Source organism: Streptomyces sp. PA03-5A (assembly GCF_033792725.1).
In the GTDB taxonomy this organism is placed as follows: Bacteria; Actinomycetota; Actinomycetes; order Streptomycetales; family Streptomycetaceae; genus Actinacidiphila.
The window spans coordinates 1-14,918 of sequence record NZ_JARAVL010000053.1; the positions used below are offsets into that span (position 1 = coordinate 1).

13 protein-coding genes are annotated in these 14,918 nt (G+C 73.5%); 7 read left to right on the plus strand and 6 right to left on the minus strand.

Annotated elements, in window-relative coordinates; all coding sequences use genetic code 11:
- A partial coding sequence (locus tag PV410_RS40360; protein WP_500331504.1) for an outer membrane protein assembly factor BamB family protein occupies positions 1-1,222 on the plus strand: 1,222 nt, incomplete at its 5' end.
- Between the two features lie 308 nt (positions 1,223-1,530).
- Here PV410_RS40360 and PV410_RS40365 read toward each other — a convergent pair.
- The 3 genes from PV410_RS40365 to PV410_RS40375 are packed head-to-tail and all read right to left on the minus strand — an operon-like array spanning position 1,531 to position 3,836.
- Positions 1,531-2,310: an enoyl-CoA hydratase/isomerase family protein gene (locus tag PV410_RS40365; RefSeq protein ID WP_500331506.1), complete on the minus strand. Its 780-nt coding sequence runs from the start codon at positions 2,308-2,310 to the stop codon at positions 1,531-1,533.
- Positions 2,279-2,686: a Zn-ribbon domain-containing OB-fold protein gene (locus PV410_RS40370; protein ID WP_500331508.1), complete on the minus strand. Its 408-nt coding sequence runs from the start codon at positions 2,684-2,686 to the stop codon at positions 2,279-2,281. The genes PV410_RS40365 and PV410_RS40370 overlap by 32 nt, the downstream gene beginning before the upstream one ends.
- Position 2,687: 1 nt before the next feature.
- The gene (locus PV410_RS40375) at positions 2,688-3,836 is read right to left on the minus strand and encodes a lipid-transfer protein (protein ID WP_500331510.1); all 1,149 of its coding nucleotides are present in this window, start codon (positions 3,834-3,836) and stop codon (positions 2,688-2,690) included.
- Between the two features lie 57 nt (positions 3,837-3,893).
- On the opposite strand from PV410_RS40375, the gene PV410_RS40380 reads away from it, so the two are divergent.
- Positions 3,894-5,468 carry a FadD3 family acyl-CoA ligase gene (locus PV410_RS40380; RefSeq protein WP_500331512.1) on the plus strand — a complete coding sequence of 525 codons (1,575 nt, stop codon included), beginning with the start codon at positions 3,894-3,896 and terminating at the stop codon, positions 5,466-5,468.
- Between the two features lie 16 nt (positions 5,469-5,484).
- Here the strand turns inward: PV410_RS40380 and PV410_RS40385 are convergent, their stop codons facing one another.
- The 3 genes from PV410_RS40385 to afsR form a co-directional block, all read right to left on the minus strand.
- Positions 5,485-5,628, minus strand: coding sequence for a hypothetical protein (locus PV410_RS40385; RefSeq protein WP_500331514.1), 144 nt, complete (start codon positions 5,626-5,628; stop codon positions 5,485-5,487).
- Positions 5,629-5,923: 295 nt separating this feature from the next.
- Entirely contained in the window at positions 5,924-6,058 is a 135-nt protein-coding gene (locus PV410_RS40390) for a hypothetical protein (protein ID WP_500331516.1), read from the minus strand.
- Positions 6,059-6,232: 174 nt separating this feature from the next.
- Complete coding sequence (gene afsR / locus PV410_RS40395; RefSeq protein WP_500331517.1) at positions 6,233-9,169, minus strand: SARP-family global regulator AfsR; 2,937 nt, start codon at positions 9,167-9,169, stop codon at positions 6,233-6,235.
- Between the two features lie 302 nt (positions 9,170-9,471).
- On the opposite strand from afsR, the gene PV410_RS40400 reads away from it, so the two are divergent.
- The 5 genes from PV410_RS40400 to PV410_RS40420 all read left to right on the plus strand — a co-directional run bounded on the left by PV410_RS40400 (position 9,472) and on the right by PV410_RS40420 (position 14,827).
- Positions 9,472-10,185 (plus strand): AMP-binding protein, encoded by a 714-nt coding sequence (locus PV410_RS40400; RefSeq protein WP_500331518.1) that lies wholly within the window; start codon positions 9,472-9,474, stop codon positions 10,183-10,185.
- A gap of 331 nt (positions 10,186-10,516) precedes the next feature.
- Complete coding sequence (locus PV410_RS40405) at positions 10,517-11,752, plus strand: amidohydrolase family protein (protein WP_500331520.1); 1,236 nt, start codon at positions 10,517-10,519, stop codon at positions 11,750-11,752.
- Positions 11,753-11,963: 211 nt separating this feature from the next.
- On the plus strand, positions 11,964-12,836 hold the full coding sequence (locus PV410_RS40410; protein WP_500331521.1) for a TIGR03619 family F420-dependent LLM class oxidoreductase: 873 nt from the start codon (positions 11,964-11,966) through the stop codon (positions 12,834-12,836).
- A gap of 12 nt (positions 12,837-12,848) precedes the next feature.
- The gene (locus tag PV410_RS40415) at positions 12,849-13,613 is read left to right on the plus strand and encodes an SDR family NAD(P)-dependent oxidoreductase (protein ID WP_500331523.1); all 765 of its coding nucleotides are present in this window, start codon (positions 12,849-12,851) and stop codon (positions 13,611-13,613) included.
- Positions 13,614-13,705: 92 nt separating this feature from the next.
- Positions 13,706-14,827 carry an LLM class flavin-dependent oxidoreductase gene (locus tag PV410_RS40420; RefSeq protein ID WP_500331525.1) on the plus strand — a complete coding sequence of 374 codons (1,122 nt, stop codon included), beginning with the start codon at positions 13,706-13,708 and terminating at the stop codon, positions 14,825-14,827.
- Positions 14,828-14,918 lie beyond the last annotated feature (91 nt).

Sequence of the window (14,918 nt, forward strand, 5' to 3'; positions counted from 1 at the left end):
CGGCTGGGCCGGCCGCGGCGGCGCGGCCGGGGGTCCGCCGGCGGCGGTGCCCGGCCAGGGCAACGCCCAGGGCGCCCCGCAGGCGCCCGCGGTCCCGCCGGGTGAATGGCGGCCGTGGCGGTTCCGCATGTCGAACGACGTGTGGGGCACGCCGGTCGTGTCCTCGGGACGGCTCTACGTGACCTCCTTCGAGGTGCACGCGCTGGACGTGGCCACCGGGCGGCGGCAGTTCAAGACCCGTGACGTGGCGTGGACGATGGCGGTCTCGGGCGGCCGGATCCACGGCTCCGACGGGCCGAGCCTGTACGCGCTGGACGCCGCGGACGGCTCCGAGCACTGGCGCACCGGTGTGGACGGCTGGATCTACTCGCTCCGTGCGGACGCCGGGACCGTGGTCACCGGCACCCGCGGCGGCGGCGTGCAGGTCTGGGACGCCGCGGCCGGACGGCTGCGCTGGGAACGCGGCGGGGCGCAGACGGAGTTCGAGACGCCCGAGTCGGGTCCGAGCGTGGTGGACGGGGTCGTGTACTTCCACGGCGGCGGCCGGCTGCACGCCCTGGACGCGACGAGCGGCGCGGAGCACTGGTCGTACCCGACCGGGGAGGGCGGCGCCATGCCGACCCGTCCGGTCGTCGCCGACGGCGCGGTCTACGTGACCGTGGGGAACCGCGTGCTGGCGCTGGACGCCCGCAGCGGCGCCGAGCGGTGGCGCTTCGACGCCCCCGCGGTGATGTTCGCGCCGCCCGCCTACGTGCCGGGACCGGGTGTCACGGGCGGCGGCGTCTACGTCGCCGACTACCTGGGCACCGTGTACGCCCTGGACCCGGCGGACGGGCGCGACCGCTGGCGGGTCGCGACGGAGCAGCGGCAGAGCGTGGAGCCGGTGCTCGTCGCGGGCGGCTCGGTGATGCTGGGCGCGGGCGGCGCGCTGTACACGCTCGACGCGGTCTCCGGCACCCCGAAGTGGCGCTTCGCCGCGCAGGGCGAGATCGTCGGCTCCCCGGTGGTGGCCGACGGGCGGGTGCACTTCGGCTCGAAGGACCACTGCCTCTACACGGTCGACGCGAGCGGCGGCCAGTTGCGCTGGAAGCTGGAGACCGGCGGGGAGATCACCGGTTCGCCGGTCGTCTCGGAAGGCGTGGTCTACGCGAGCAGCAAGGACCGCTGCGTGTACGCCCTCAACGCCGTGAAGGGCACCGAGGCGGCCACCCGGCGCGCGTGACGTACCCGGCTGACGGCCGTCGTGCCACACACGGAAGGGGCTGACGACGGCCGCCGCCGGCCAACTTACGCGGCGGGGGGCCGCGGCGCCACGCGAGGGGCGTCGGGGTGACCCTCGTTCACCGCGTTCCGGCGACGGCGCCGACGTGGGCTCCACCGCGCGCCACGACCCGCCCCCGTGCCCTCCGACGTGACGGTGCGCCGCCGACGGGGTCCGGGAGCAAGGGCGGCCACGGGAACGCGATGACCGCCGGCCGCACCGCGCGGCCACCCGGCGTCCGCCGAACCGGCCCGCGGCCCGGGACACCGTCACCGCACCCGGTGCTCCCGGGTGCGGTGCGCGAACAGCCGGGCCTGGTGGCCTGGCGGGAGGTTGCCGAGGGCGATGAGGTGCGGCGCGTGCGCGAAGGCCTGGGCCCGCGCGGCCTCGTGGGCCGACCAGACGGCGCGGACGGTGCCCTGCACGGCCTCGGTGGGGTGGGCCGCCACGACCGCCGCCGCGCGCAGGGCCGCGTCGAGCAGCAGCGGGCCGGGCACGACCTCCGAGACCAGCCCGGTCTCGTGGGCCCGCCGGGCGCCGATCCGCTCCGCGGTGCCCATCAGGGCCATGCGCATCACCTCGCCGTAGGGCATGCGCTGCGCCATGGCGATGGCCTCGTACGCGCTGACCATGCCGTAGCTGGTATGCGGGTCGAAGAAGGTGGCGTGCTCGGCGGCGATGACGAACTCGCACTCGCCGAGCAGGTAGAAGGCGCCGCCGCAGGCCATGCCGTTGACGGCGGCGATGACGGGCTTCCACAGGTCGTTGGCCTTGGGCCCGACCGTCAGCAGCGGGTCGTCGAGGGCGTAGGGGGAGGGCGGCTGCGGGACCTGCACCGCGCGGTCCAGGCCGGTGCAGAAGGCACGGTCGCCTGCTCCGGTGAGGACGACGGCGCGGACCTCGTCGCCGGCGCGGAACTCCCGCCAGAGCGCGCTCAGTCCGGCGGCCGTGGCGAGGTCGAGCGCGTTGTGCCGTTCCGGCCGGTCGAGGGTGACGACGGCGACGCCGTCCTTCGTCTCACAGCGCAAGCCAGCGCGGGATGCCGTCATGGAAGACCGCCTTCACGGGGGCACCGATGCGGATGCGGGCGGGGTCGAAGGAGTCCAGCCGGGCGTCCGGTGCCGTGACCAGGTTGCCCACCAGCCGGATCCGGGGGTCCTCGGCGAGTTCGATGAGGACCACGTTGTACGGGGCCTGTTCGGCGTAGCCGGACAGCAGCGGGGGATGGGGGACGACGTACGACCAGACGCGTCCGCGGCCGCTCACCGGCCGCCACTCGCAGGCGAAGGAGTGGCAGTACGGGCAGCACGGGCGGGGCGGGAAGCGCAGCCGTCCGCAGTCCGCGCAGGCCTGGACGCGCAGTTCGCCGGCGCGGGCGTACTCCCAGAAGGGGGCGCCGTCGTCGTCGGTGACGGGGCTCAGCATGTCAGCTCCTCAGGATCAGGGCGGAGGTCGGGACGCCCTCGCCCGCCGTGACCAGGCAGGTCCGCGCGCCGGGCACCTGGGCGGTGGAGGTGCCGCGCAACTGCCGCACGCCCTCGGTGATGAGGTTGAAGCCGTGGACGTACGCCTCGCTCAGCCCGCCCCCGGAGGTGTTCAGCGGCAGCCGGCCGCCGATCTCCAGGGCGCCGCCCTCGGTGAAGGCGCCCCCCTCCCCGCGGGCGCAGAAGCCGTAGCCCTCCAGGGAGAGCGGGACCAGGGCGGTGAAGGCGTCGTAGATCTGGGCGACGTCGATGTCCTGCGGGGTGAGGTCGGCGTGCTTCCACAGGTGGCGGGCGGCGGTCCAGGCGGGGCCCGTCAGGGGGTCGTCGGTCCAGTAGTTGACCATGCCGTGGTGCTGGGCCGGCAGGCCCTGGGCGACGGAGTGGACGTAGACGGGGCGCTGCCGGGCGTCGCGGGCGCGGTCGGCGGAGACCACGACGCAGGCCAGGGCGCCGTCGGTCTCCAGGCAGTTGTCGTAGAGGCAGAGCGGCTCGCTGATCCAGCGCGAGGTCATGTACATCTCGCGGGTCAGCGGGCGTTCGTACATGATCGCGGCCGGGTTCTGGTTGGCGCGGTTACGGCAGGCCAGGGCGACGTTGAAGAGGTGGTCGCGGGTCGCGCCGTACTCGTGCAGGTAGCGGCGGGTCAGCATGCCGATCTCGTCGGCGGGCCGCAGCAGGCCGAAGGGCCGGGTCCACTGGGCGGGGGTGGGTAGTTGGACGGTGGTGTTCGTCCACGGGCGCGGGCCGCTGCCGCGCTTGCGGGACCGCCAGGCGACGCCCACGGTGGCCTGGCCGGTGGAGACGGCGGCGGCGAGGTGGGCGACGGTGGCGCAGGAACCGCCGCCGCCGAAGCCTGCCTTGGAGAAGAAGGTGAGGTCGCCGAGGCCGACGGCCTTCGCCAGCTCGACCTCGTCGGTCTCCTCCATGGTGTACGACGCGAGGCCGTCGACCTCGCGCGGCTCGATCCCGGCGTCGTCGAGCGCCGCAAGGATGGCGCGGCAGGCGAGGGACTTCTCCGACTCGGGGAGGTGCTTGGCGAAGGGGGTCGCGCCTATGCCGACGATCGCGGTGGCGTCCTTCAATGCTGACATTCCATCAGGCTATCGCTAATCTGACGCATAGTCAGCTCATGGGGAGGTGCTCGGCGCATGCGCGGTGACCTGGAGTGGGGCAGCGTCCCACGGCTCGTACGGGAGGCCGCGCGACGCTGGGGGGAGCGCGAGGCGGTCGTGGACGGCCGGACCCGCGTCACGTACGCGGAACTCGGTGCCCGGGTCGAGCGCGCCGCCGCGGCGGCCGTCGCCTCCGGGATCGCCCCGGGGGACCGGGTCGCCGTCTGGGCCCCCAACACGCTCGACTGGATCACCGCCGCCCTGGGGTCGGTCACCGCCGGCGGGGTGCTCGTCCCGCTCAACACCCGCTTCAAGGGCGCGGAGGCGGCCTACGTGCTGCGCCGCACCCGCGCCCGGCTGCTCTTCGTCACGGGCACCTTCCTCGGCACCTCCTACGTCGCCTCGCTGCGGCGCGCGACGCAGGAGCACCCGCTGCCGGACCTGGAACAGGTCGTCGTCCTCTCCGACGCGGCGCCGGAAGGCCACGGCTACCGGCGCTGGAAGGACTTCCTGGCCGCGGGCGCCCCCGTCACCGGTGCGGCGGTACGGGCCCGTTCCGACGCGATCGACGGCTCCGCGCCCTCGGACATCACCTTCACCTCCGGGACGACCGGCCACCCCAAGGGCGCGGTGGTCACCCACGCCCAGACCCTGCGCGTCTACGACGTCTGGGCGGACCTGGCCGGGCTGGAGGAGGGCGACCGCTACCTGATCGTCAACCCGTTCTTCCACACCTTCGGCTACAAGGCCGGGATCATCGCGTGCCTGATGCGCGGCGCGACGATGGTCCCGCAGCCGGTGTTCGACGTGGGCACCGTCCTGGCCAACATCGCCGCCGAACGCGTCACCGTGCTGCCGGGGCCGCCCACCCTCCACCAGTCGGTCCTCGACCACCCCGAACGGGCCCAGCACGACCTGAGCTCGCTGCGGCTGGTCGTGACGGGCGCGTCCGTGATCCCGCTGCAACTGGTGGAACGGCTGCGCAGCGAGCTGAAGATCGCCACGGTGCTGACCGCCTACGGGCTGACGGAGGCGAGCGGCACTGTGACGATGTGCCGGCGCGGCGACCCCGCGGAGGTGGTGGCCGCGACCTCCGGACGGGCCATCCCCGACACGGAGGTGCGGGTGCTCTCCGAGGGGCCGGGCCGCCCCGGCGAGGTCCTGGTGCGCGGCTACCACGTCATGTCCGGCTACTGGGAGGACCCCGGGGCCACGGCCGAGGCCGTCGACGCGGACGGCTGGCTGCACACGGGGGACGTGGGCGTGATGGACGCCGACGGCAACCTGCGCATCACCGACCGCATCAAGGACATGTTCATCGTCGGCGGGTTCAACGCGTACCCCGCGGAGATCGAGCAGGCGCTCGCCCGCCACCCCGACGTGGTGGAGGCGGCGGTGGTGGGCGTCCCCGACCCGCGGCTCGGCGAGGTCGGCCGCGCGTACGTCGTGCGCCGGGACGGGGCCGTGGTCACCGCGGACGACCTGATCGCCTGGTCCCGGCGGGAGATGGCCAACTACAAGGTGCCGCGCGAGGTCGAGTTCCTGGCGGAACTGCCGCGCAATGCGAGCGGGAAGGTGCTCAAGACGCGGTTGCGGGGACGGGGACGATGAGGAGCGTGCCCGGCTGTCAGGGGGCGTGGAAGTTGTCGGGCGAGACGATCGTCTGGTGCCAGTCGTCCACGCCGCCCGCGGCGGCGGCCGGGAGCGCGGCGGCGAGGAGCCCGGCCGCGACGGCGGCGAGGACGACGGCGGCCTTGCGTACGAACTTCATGGACGACCTCCGGAGGAGAAGCCGGGTGCCGGGTCGACTGCGCCGGGAACCTACCGTGTCGGACCCACGGGTCCGCACGTGTCGTGCGCCGGTGGACTTCGATGCGATCCGGGGCATGACAAAGACCGACTGCGGCGCCCCCTCCGCGCCGCAGTCGGTCCGTGGATCCTTCGTGCCGTTCCCCCCTCGGAGGCGCTCCCCCCTTGGCGCGCCCCCAGGCCGTGCTGTCCCCCGTGCCCCCGTCGTGCTGTCCCCGTGCCCCCCTCGGGCCGGCCGTCCCCGTGTCAGGCGCCGGTCAGGGCGAGTGCCAGTTGTCGGGCTTGACCGTGGTGTCGTCGCCCTTGACCTTGGGCTCCTCGGTCTCTTCGGTCTCGACGACTTCCGGTTCTTCCTCGACGGTGGAGCCGGACTCGGGTGCCGTCTCGCTCATGGTGCCTCCCCTGTGGGTGGAACTGGGCCGATACGAAGCCCGCCTGGCAACGACCCCCGTGCGCTACCAGGCGGGCAGCTCTTGCAGTGATGGAATCGTGGCAGGCGTCGATAATCAACCGATAAACGGAACTGTTGATGTCCTGTATCAGCGGTGTTGCGTGGTGCGGAACCGCTACACGGCGATCGCCGGGGCGGCCGGACCGTGCAGCAGGCTCCGTACCTCGTCGGCGTCGGGGGAACCCAGCGTGACGAAGGCCGCCAGGGCGTCCCGCCAGCAGGCGCGGGCACGGTCCACCTGGCCCGCCCCCGCGAGGGCGCGACCGAGGACGGTGAGCACCTTCGCGCGGTAGAGCTCGCCCCCGAGGTCGCGCAGCGCGTTCAGCGACTGCTCGGCCAGCGCCGCCGATTGGCGGTGGGCGCCGGAGGACAGGTGCACCTCCGCCATGCGGAAGAGGGACATGGCCTCCCAGAAGCGCTGCCGGGCCGCCCTGAAAGCGGGGAGCGCCTCGGAGAGCGCCGCCAGGGCCTCCTCGCGGCGGCCGGCCGCCGTCAGCGCGATGGCGAGTGCGTACAGCCCGTTGCCGAGGCGGAATCCGGCCCGCAGGTCACGGTAGATCGACAGGGCCCGCTCCGCCGAGGCCACGGCGGCGGAGACGTCCCCGAGTTCGATCTGCGCGCGGGACAGGTTGCTCAGCGCGGCGGCGCCGCCGTGCCGGTTGCCGTCGGCCACGAAGGCCTCCAGTGCCTGGGAGTGGTGGTCCGCGCAGTCCTGGAAGCGCCGCCACGCGAGGGCCACCATCCCGCGCAGATTGGGGGCGTAACTACTGGTCAGAGCGTCGCCCACGGCCCGCCCCAGCACGAGGCTGCGTTCGGCCTCCCGGTCGGCCTCCTCCAACTGTCCGGCCAGGATGTACTGCTGGCCCAGCAGCACGCGGGCCCGGCCCTCCACGAGCGGTTCACCGCAAGCGTCGGCCGTCGCGACGAGGGCGCGCGTCGCCTGCTCGTATTGGCGCGCGTAGATCCCGGACTCCATCAGGTCCTGGCTCACGAGCAACAGGTCGACGGCCCGCCGCATCGGGCCCTCGCAACCCCCGGCGGCAGCCTGCCGGACGGCGGCGACGAGACTGGGCGCCTCGGTGAACAGCCAGTCCAGGCCCTCCTCGCGGGAGCCGAACGGCAGTCCCCCGCGGCCCACGGGGGCGAGGTGCGCGAGCAGGCGGTCGCCGGGGTTCTCCAGCTCGTAGGCGCACATTGCCGACGCGAGGTAGAAGTCCAGCAGCCGGGACACGGCGGCGCAGCGGGCGTCCTCCCCCTCGTGGCGCTCGGCGCAGTCGCGGGCGTACAGGCGGACCAGGTCGTGGTAGCGGTAGCGGGCGGGTGCGGCGGACTCGATCAGGCTGATGTCGACCAGAGTCTCCAGCAGTTCCTCGGCGTCGTAGACGTCCAGGTCGAGGACGGCCGCCGCCGCCTCCAGGGAGATGTCCGGGCCGTCAGCGAGGGCCAGCAGGCGGAAGGCGCGGGCCTGCTGCGCGGTGAGCTGGCCGTAGCCGAGTTCGAAGGTGGCCTTGACGGCGAGGTCGCCGGCCTTGAGCTCGTCCAGGCGGCGGCGTTCGTCGCTGAGCTTGCGGGCGAGGAAGGCGACCGTCCAGGTGCGGCGGGTGGCCAGGCGGGAGGCGGCGATGCGGATGGCGAGCGGCAGGAAGCCGCAGGCGGCGACGACGTCGAGGGCGGCCTGACGTTCGGCGGCGACGCGCTCCTCCCCGACGATGCGGGTGAAGAGCAGCAGGGCCTCTTCCGGGCTCATGACGTCGAGGTCGACCAGGTGGGCCCCGGCCAGGTCGACCATGCGGACCCGGCTGGTGATCAGCGCGGCGCAGCCGGGAGTGCCCGGCAGGAGGTGGCGGACCTGGGCGGCGTCGTGGGCGTTGTCCAGCAGGGCCAGGATCCGGCGGCCCGCGAGGGTGGATCGGTAGAGCGCGGCGCGGTCGGCGAGGGACTCGGGTATCGCGGAGTCGGTGACGCCGAGGGAGCGCAGGAAGGAGGCGAGCACCGTCTCCGGTTCGGCGGGCCGGGCGTCGGTGCCCTGGAGGTCCACGTAGAGCTGGCCGTCGGGGAAGGTGCCCGCGACGGCGTGGGCGACGTGGACGGCGAGGGTCGTCTTGCCGACGCCGCCGATGCCGGCGACGGCGGAGACCGACATGACCCCGCCGTCCACCGAGGCCGCGCCCAGGCGTTCGGCGAGCTCGCGGACGAAGGCGTCCCGGCCGGTGAAGTCGGCCACGGTGGCGGGCAGCTGGGCCGGCCGCACCGGCTCGGCGACCGCCTCGGCCTGCGGGACGGGCGGCGGCAGCAGCGACGGGTCGGCCTCCAGCACGCGCTGGTGCAGCTCGGTGAGCTCGGCGCCCGGGTCGACGCCCAGCTCGTCGTCGAGGAGGCGGCGGGTGTCGGCGTAGACGCCCAGCGCCTCGGCCTGCCGCCCGCTGCGGTACAGCGCGAGCATCAGCAGGGCACGCGGTCGTTCGCGCAGCGGGTGCTCCGCCGACAGGACGGTGAGTTCGGAGACGGCCTCGGCGTGGCAGCCGGCCTGCAGGTCCAGGTCGAGGCAGCTCTCGGTGAGCTGCAGCCGCCATTCCAGCAGGCGGGTGCGCTGGGTCTCGGCGTACGGGCCGGGGAGCCCGGCCAGGGGCTCGCCGTCGAAGAGGGCCAGCGCGCCGCGCAGTTCCTCGCGGGCGGTGGCCAGGTCGCCCGCCGCGCGGGCCTTCTCGGCCGCGGCCTGGTGCCGTTCGGCGAGGACGAGGTCGAAGCCGTCGCCCGGGTGCAGCACGTAGCCGCCGTCGACGGTGGCCAGGGCGTCGGCGCCGAGGGCCTTGCGGAGGCGGAAGGCGTAACTGCGCAGCGCCGCCAGCGCGGTGGGCGGTGGGTCCTCGCCCCAGACGGCGTCCAGCAGTTCCTGCGCGGTGGCCGTGCGGCCGCCACGCAGCAGCAGCGCGCCGAGCAGCGCCTTCTGCTGTGGCGACCCGGCGGAGATCGGCTCCGTGCCGCGCCAGGCCCGCACCGGGCCGAGGACCGCGAAGCGCAGCGCTCCGCCGTGGTCCTTACCGCTTGCCATGCCTGCCCCCAGGTGCCGCCGTACCTTCGCGACGAGCGCGTATATCGATCGTTCATCACGAGCCGGAACAGTCTTCACGGACGGCGGGACCATCCCGATCGGTTCCGCCGCTTGTGCCAGTTTGCCGCCTCAACCTGTACGCGGTCACCTATGGGTGGCTTTCGGGAGGGGCGTTCCAGGGAGTAGCGGGGAATGTTCGGTCCAGTTTCATGTGAAGTGCGGGCATATGCCGTCGGTCTGACGGGTGTTCCGTCCGCGGAGGTGGGGAGCCGCCCATGTGCTCGCGTTGTGTGCCGCAGGCCGTGAGCGGACCGCGGAGCCGCAGCGGCGGTGCGCCGGCGCCCTCGGTGTACCGGCTGCCCGGTCCCGCCTTGCGCCGCCGGGCCGTCCGGCATCCGGAGGGGCGACCGTACGCGCCGTACGACTGCGACTACGCCGCGCTGGACCGCCGTGCCCGCGCGGTCGCGGCGCGGCTGGGACGGCTGGTGCCGCCGGGCAGCCGGGTGCTGCTCGCCTATCCGCAGGGCGCGGACCTCGCCGGGGCGTTTTACGGCTGCCTGTACGCCGGGATGGCGGCGGTGCCGCTGGTCGGCGGCGGCCCGGACGGGGCGGGGACGGTCGCGGAGGCCGTCGACCGCTGCCGCCCCGCGATGGTGCTCACCGGTGCCGACGCGTGGACCGCGCTCTCGGTGGACCGCTCGCGCACCCAGGTCGTGGAGGCCGACGGGCGCCGGGTGGGCGGTGAGCCGGTCGACCGCCTGGCGCAGGAGTGGCGCCCGGTCGGCGTCCTGCGCACGGCGCCCGGCTACGAGCGGTACGTCGCCGACGGGCTGGGCGGGGGCCGCATGGAACCCGCGCTGCGGCACGGCGACCTCGCGGACGCGGTGGGTGAGCTGGCGGTCGCGGCGGGCCGGGGGACCCCGGAGGACAGCCTGGGGTGGATCGCCTCCGTGCACGGGTTGGAGGACGCGGTGTGGCGCATGCTTCTGCTTGCGCCGGGCGGCGGGGTGGCGTGACCGCGGGTCCCGTTGCGGGCGGTTGTCGTGTGCGGGTTGTTTGCGCCTGCGGCCGGCTGCGCCGGGCTGCCCGGTGGGTGTGTGCGGGTGCGTTGCGCCTGCGGCGGGCATCCCCGCCCTCCCGCCCGATTGCCCGGCGCGGCCCCGACCCCAACCCAACAGAGCGCAGGCCCGCACTGACCGCGCCGGATGGGGGTCCCCCCCGGCCGAAGGCTGGGGGAGGGCGGGCGGCGGGGGAAACCCCAAAGCGCAACCACAACGGCGCCGCACACAAAGACGGGCCGCCCACAGACCTACTGACGACCCGTCAGATTCGCGCTACCGTGAGCCCATGGAGACCTTCCCGAGGATCATTTCGGTGGACGACCACACGGTCGAGCCCCCCGGCGTCTGGCGGGACCGGCTCCCGTCGGCGTACCGGGACAGCGCGCCGCGCATCGTGCGCGCGCCCCTGAGGTCGATGACCTTCGTCGGGGGCAGGTTCACCCCGCGCATGGGTGAGCCGGGTGACGAGGGTCCCGTCGCCGACTGGTGGGTCTACGAGGACCTGCGGCGCCCCCTGACCCGGCTGGACACCGCCGTCGGGTACAGCAGGGACGAGGTGCGGCTGGAGGCGATCACCTACGAGCAGATGCGCCCCGGTTCCTACAGCGTCCCCGAGCGGCTGGCGGACATGGACGTCAACCACGTGCAGTCCGCCCTGTGCTTCCCCACCTTCCCGCGGTTCTGCGGCCAGACGTTCACCGAGGCCAAGGACCGGGAACTGGGGTTGCTGTGCGTGCGCGCCTACAACGACTGGATGGTCGAGGAGTGGTGCGGCCCGCAGGCCGGGGGCCGGCTGATCCCGCTCACCCTCATCCCGTTGTGGGACGCGGATCTGGCCGCCGCGGAGGTGCGCCGCAACGCCGAGCGCGGGGTGCGGGCGGTCTGCTTCTCCGAGATCCCGCCGCACCTGGGGCTGCCGTCCGTGCACACCGACGCGTGGGACCCCTTCCTGCGTGCCTGCGACGAGACCGGCACCGTCATCGCGATGCACATCGGCTCCTCCTCGCGCATGCCGTCCACCTCCGCCGACGCGCCGCCCGCGGTCGGCTCCACGATCACCTTCGCCAACTGCTGCTTCTCCATGGTCGACTGGCTGATGTCGGGGATCTTCGACCGCTTCCCCTCCTTGCGGATCATGTACGCGGAAGGCCAGATCGGCTGGATCCCGTACATCCTGGAGCGCGCCGACGTCGTCTGGGAGGAGAACCGGGGCTGGGGCGGCGTGGCCGACAAGGTGCTGCGGCCGCCCTCGGAGCTGTTCCGGGAGCACATATACGGGTGCTTCTTCGACGACGCGGTGGGCCTGCGCAACATCGACGCGATCGGTGTCGGCAACGTCCTGTACGAGACCGACTACCCGCACTCCGACTCGACCTGGCCCAAGTCCCGTGAGGTCGGCGAGGCCCAGATGGGGCACCTCGCCCCGGACGTCGTCGAGCGGATCGTACGCGGCAACGCGATCGAGCTGCTGGGGCTGACCCTGGAAGGTTTGTGGTCCGGGCAGGGCGGGGCCGCCGGCTGAGGAGGTCCCGCCTGCTGTCGGCGGCCGCGTCGCGCACGGTGCGCGGCGCCTGGTGGGCTTCTCCCGTCATCCGGGAGGACGCCGACGGCCCGCGGCTGTCGGCGTTCGGCATCGGCGCGCCCTTCGACGGGTTCGCCGCGCGCTGACCGGCGCCGGCGCCGGCCCGGCCCGACCCCTTGTCTGACGGACCGTCAGGTCCGACCATGGCGGCATGACCAAGACCGCGTACGGCATGCAGCTGCCGGTGCAATCGCTCAGCACCCTCTACGCGGAGCCGTGGGAGGCCGCGGCGCCGCCGGGCGACCTGGTGGACGTCGCGCGGGCGGCGGACCGGCTCGGCTTCGCGTACATCGGGTGCTGCGACCACGTGGCGATCCCGCCCCGGCTCGCCCCCGCGATGAGCCCCACCTGGTACGACCCGGTCGCCACGCTGGCCTTCCTGGCCGCCGTGACGACGCGGGTGCGGCTGCTGAGCCACGTCGCGGTGATCGGACTGCGGCATCCGCTGTTGACCGCCAAGCAGTACGCGACGCTGGACCACCTCTGCGGCGGCCGGCTGATCCTCGGGGTCGGGGCCGGGCACGTCCGGGAGGAGTTCGAGGCCCTCGGGGTGGACTTCGAGCGGCGCGGGCCCCTGCTGGACGAGGCGATCGACGCGGTGCGGGCGCACTTCGCGGCGGGGGAGCAGAAGCCGGAGCCGGTGCAGCGCCCGGTCCCGGTGTGGGTCGGGGGGTCGTCGCCCGCGGCGGTGCGGCGCGCGGCGCTCAAGGGCGACGGCTGGCTGCCCCAGGGGGACTCCCGGAAGGCCATGCCAGCGCAGATCGCCCGGCTGCGGGAACTGCGCGGCGGGACGCCGATCACCATCGGGGTGATCGCGGAGCCGTTGTACGTCGGCGAGCCGGGGTGGCCGGTGGGGCGGCGCACGCTGACCGGGAAGCCGCAGGCGGTGGCCGAGTCGCTGCGGGAGTACGGCGCGATGGGGGTGGACCAGATCCAGGTGAGGTTCCGCGTCCGGGGAGCGGCGGAACTGCTCGACCAGATGGAGGCGTTCGCCGACGGCGTGGCGCCGCACCTCGACGCGTAGGGAGTGACGGACATGGGCAAGCTGGACGGCCGGGTCGTGCTGATCACCGGCGCGGCGCGTGGGCAGGGCGAGCAGGAGGCGCTGCTCTTCGCGGCGGAGGGGGCGCGGGTCGTCCTCGGGGACGTGCTGGACGAGCGGGGTGCCGCCGTGGCGGAGGGGATCGGCGGCGACCGGGCGCGCTACGTCCACCTGGACGTGACGAGCGAGGCGGACTGGGCCGCGGCCCTGGACGTCGCCACCGAGGCCTTCGGGCGGCTGGACGGGCTGGTCAACAACGCCGGCATCCTGCGCTTCAACGAACTCGTCGACACCCCGCTCGCGGAGTTCCAGGAGGTCGTCCTGGTCAACCAAGTCGGTGCCTTCCTGGGGATGCGCACCGTGGCCCCGCTGCTCGCGGCGGCCGGCGGCGGCACCATCGTGAACACCGCCTCCTACGTGGCGCTGGCCGGCATGGCCGGGGTGACCTCGTACGCCGCGACCAAGGCGGCCGTCGTCGGCATGACGCGGGTGGCCGCCTTGGAGCTGGCGCCCAAGGGCATCCGGGTCAACGCGATGTGCCCGGGTGCGATCGACACCCCCATGTCCAACCCCGGGGAGGGCGTGCCCGCGGAGGCCCTGGACCAGCTGTACGGCAATCTCGTGCCGCTCGCCCGGATCGGGCGCCCGGAGGAGGTCGCCCGGCTCGCGCTCTTCCTGACCAGTGACGACTCCTCGTACGTCACCGGGCAGCCGTTCGTCATCGACGGCGGCTGGCTGGCCGGGGTCTCGCTCTTCTGACGGCGATCGGGTATTGACCTCCCCCGCCGCCGGTGGAAGAGTCGGAGCGGGAATCTGACGATCCGTCAGAAAAGCTAGGGACGGTGAACCCCTTGGAATTCGGGATCTTCGTACAGGGATATGTGCCCAAGTTCCGCTCGGAGGTCGACCCGCAGGCCGAGCACCACGCGCTGATGGAGGAGACCGAGTACGTCGTGCAGGCGGACCGGTCGGGCTTCAAGTACGCCTGGTTCAGCGAGCACCACTTCCTCGAGGAGTACTCGCACCTGTCCGCCAACGACGTCTACATCGGCTACCTCACCCACGCCACCGAGCGGATCCACCTCGGGTCGGGCATCTTCAACCCGCTCCCGCAGGTCAACCACCCGGTGAAGGTCGCGGAGAAGGTCGCCATGCTCGACCACCTCTCGGACGGGCGCTTCGAGTTCGGCACCGGCCGCGGCGCCGGCAGCCACGAGATCCTCGGCTTCCTCCCCGGCGTCACGGACATGAACGCCACCAAGGAGATCTGGGAGGAGACCGTCGGCGAGTTCCCCAAGATGTGGCTCAACGAGGAGTACCCGGGCTTCCAGGGCAAGCACTGGTCCCTGCCGCCCCGCAAGGTGTTCCCCAAGCCGTACGGGACGTCGCACCCGGCCATGTGGTACGCCGCGGGCTCGCCGCCCTCCTACGCCATGGCCGCCCGCAAGGGCCTGGGCGTGCTGGGCTTCAGCGTCCAGAAGGTCTCCGACATGGAGTGGGTGCTGGAGCAGTACAAGACCGCGGTGCGCGACGCCGAGCCCATCGGGGACTTCGTCAACGACAACGTCATGGTGACGACCACCGCGATCGTCGCCGAGACCCGCAAGGAAGCGATCCGTGTCGCCGCGAGCAGCAACCTCAACTACCTGCAGTCGCTGGTCTTCCGCTACCACGACACCTTCCCGCGCCCGGAGTACATCCCGCAGTGGCCGGAGCTGCTGCCGACGTACACCGAGGAGCTCATCGAGATGCTCCTCGACGAGGAGCTGATGATCTGCGGCGACCCGGACGACGCGCTCAAGCAGTGCAAGCGCTGGGAGTCCGCGGGGGCCGACCAGCTGTCGTTCGGGCTGCCGGTGGGCGTCCCCTTCGAGGACACGATGCGCACGATCAAGCTGGTGGGGGAGCACGTCATCCCCAAGATCGACACGGACCCGGTGCACCGGACGACCCGCTTCCGCCGGGCGGCGTGACGCCGCGGGCCACCGACAGGGCGGCGCCTTCCCGGACCGCCGCCCGGCCCCCGTCCGGACCGGCACCGCGGCGGCGGCCCGCCGCGCCCGG

Coding starts and splice junctions, on each gene's coding strand:
- PV410_RS40365 (WP_500331506.1), bottom strand. CDS start 2,310: ATGACGGCATCCCGCGCTGGCTTGCGCTGTGAGACGAAGGACGGCGTC.
- PV410_RS40370 (WP_500331508.1), bottom strand. CDS start 2,686: ATGCTGAGCCCCGTCACCGACGACGACGGCGCCCCCTTCTGGGAGTAC.
- PV410_RS40375 (WP_500331510.1), bottom strand. CDS start 3,836: ATGTCAGCATTGAAGGACGCCACCGCGATCGTCGGCATAGGCGCGACC.
- PV410_RS40380 (WP_500331512.1), top strand. CDS start 3,894: ATGCGCGGTGACCTGGAGTGGGGCAGCGTCCCACGGCTCGTACGGGAG.
- PV410_RS40385 (WP_500331514.1), bottom strand. CDS start 5,628: ATGAAGTTCGTACGCAAGGCCGCCGTCGTCCTCGCCGCCGTCGCGGCC.
- PV410_RS40390 (WP_500331516.1), bottom strand. CDS start 6,058: ATGAGCGAGACGGCACCCGAGTCCGGCTCCACCGTCGAGGAAGAACCG.
- afsR (WP_500331517.1), bottom strand. CDS start 9,169: ATGGCAAGCGGTAAGGACCACGGCGGAGCGCTGCGCTTCGCGGTCCTC.
- PV410_RS40405 (WP_500331520.1), top strand. CDS start 10,517: ATGGAGACCTTCCCGAGGATCATTTCGGTGGACGACCACACGGTCGAG.
- PV410_RS40410 (WP_500331521.1), top strand. CDS start 11,964: ATGACCAAGACCGCGTACGGCATGCAGCTGCCGGTGCAATCGCTCAGC.
- PV410_RS40415 (WP_500331523.1), top strand. CDS start 12,849: ATGGGCAAGCTGGACGGCCGGGTCGTGCTGATCACCGGCGCGGCGCGT.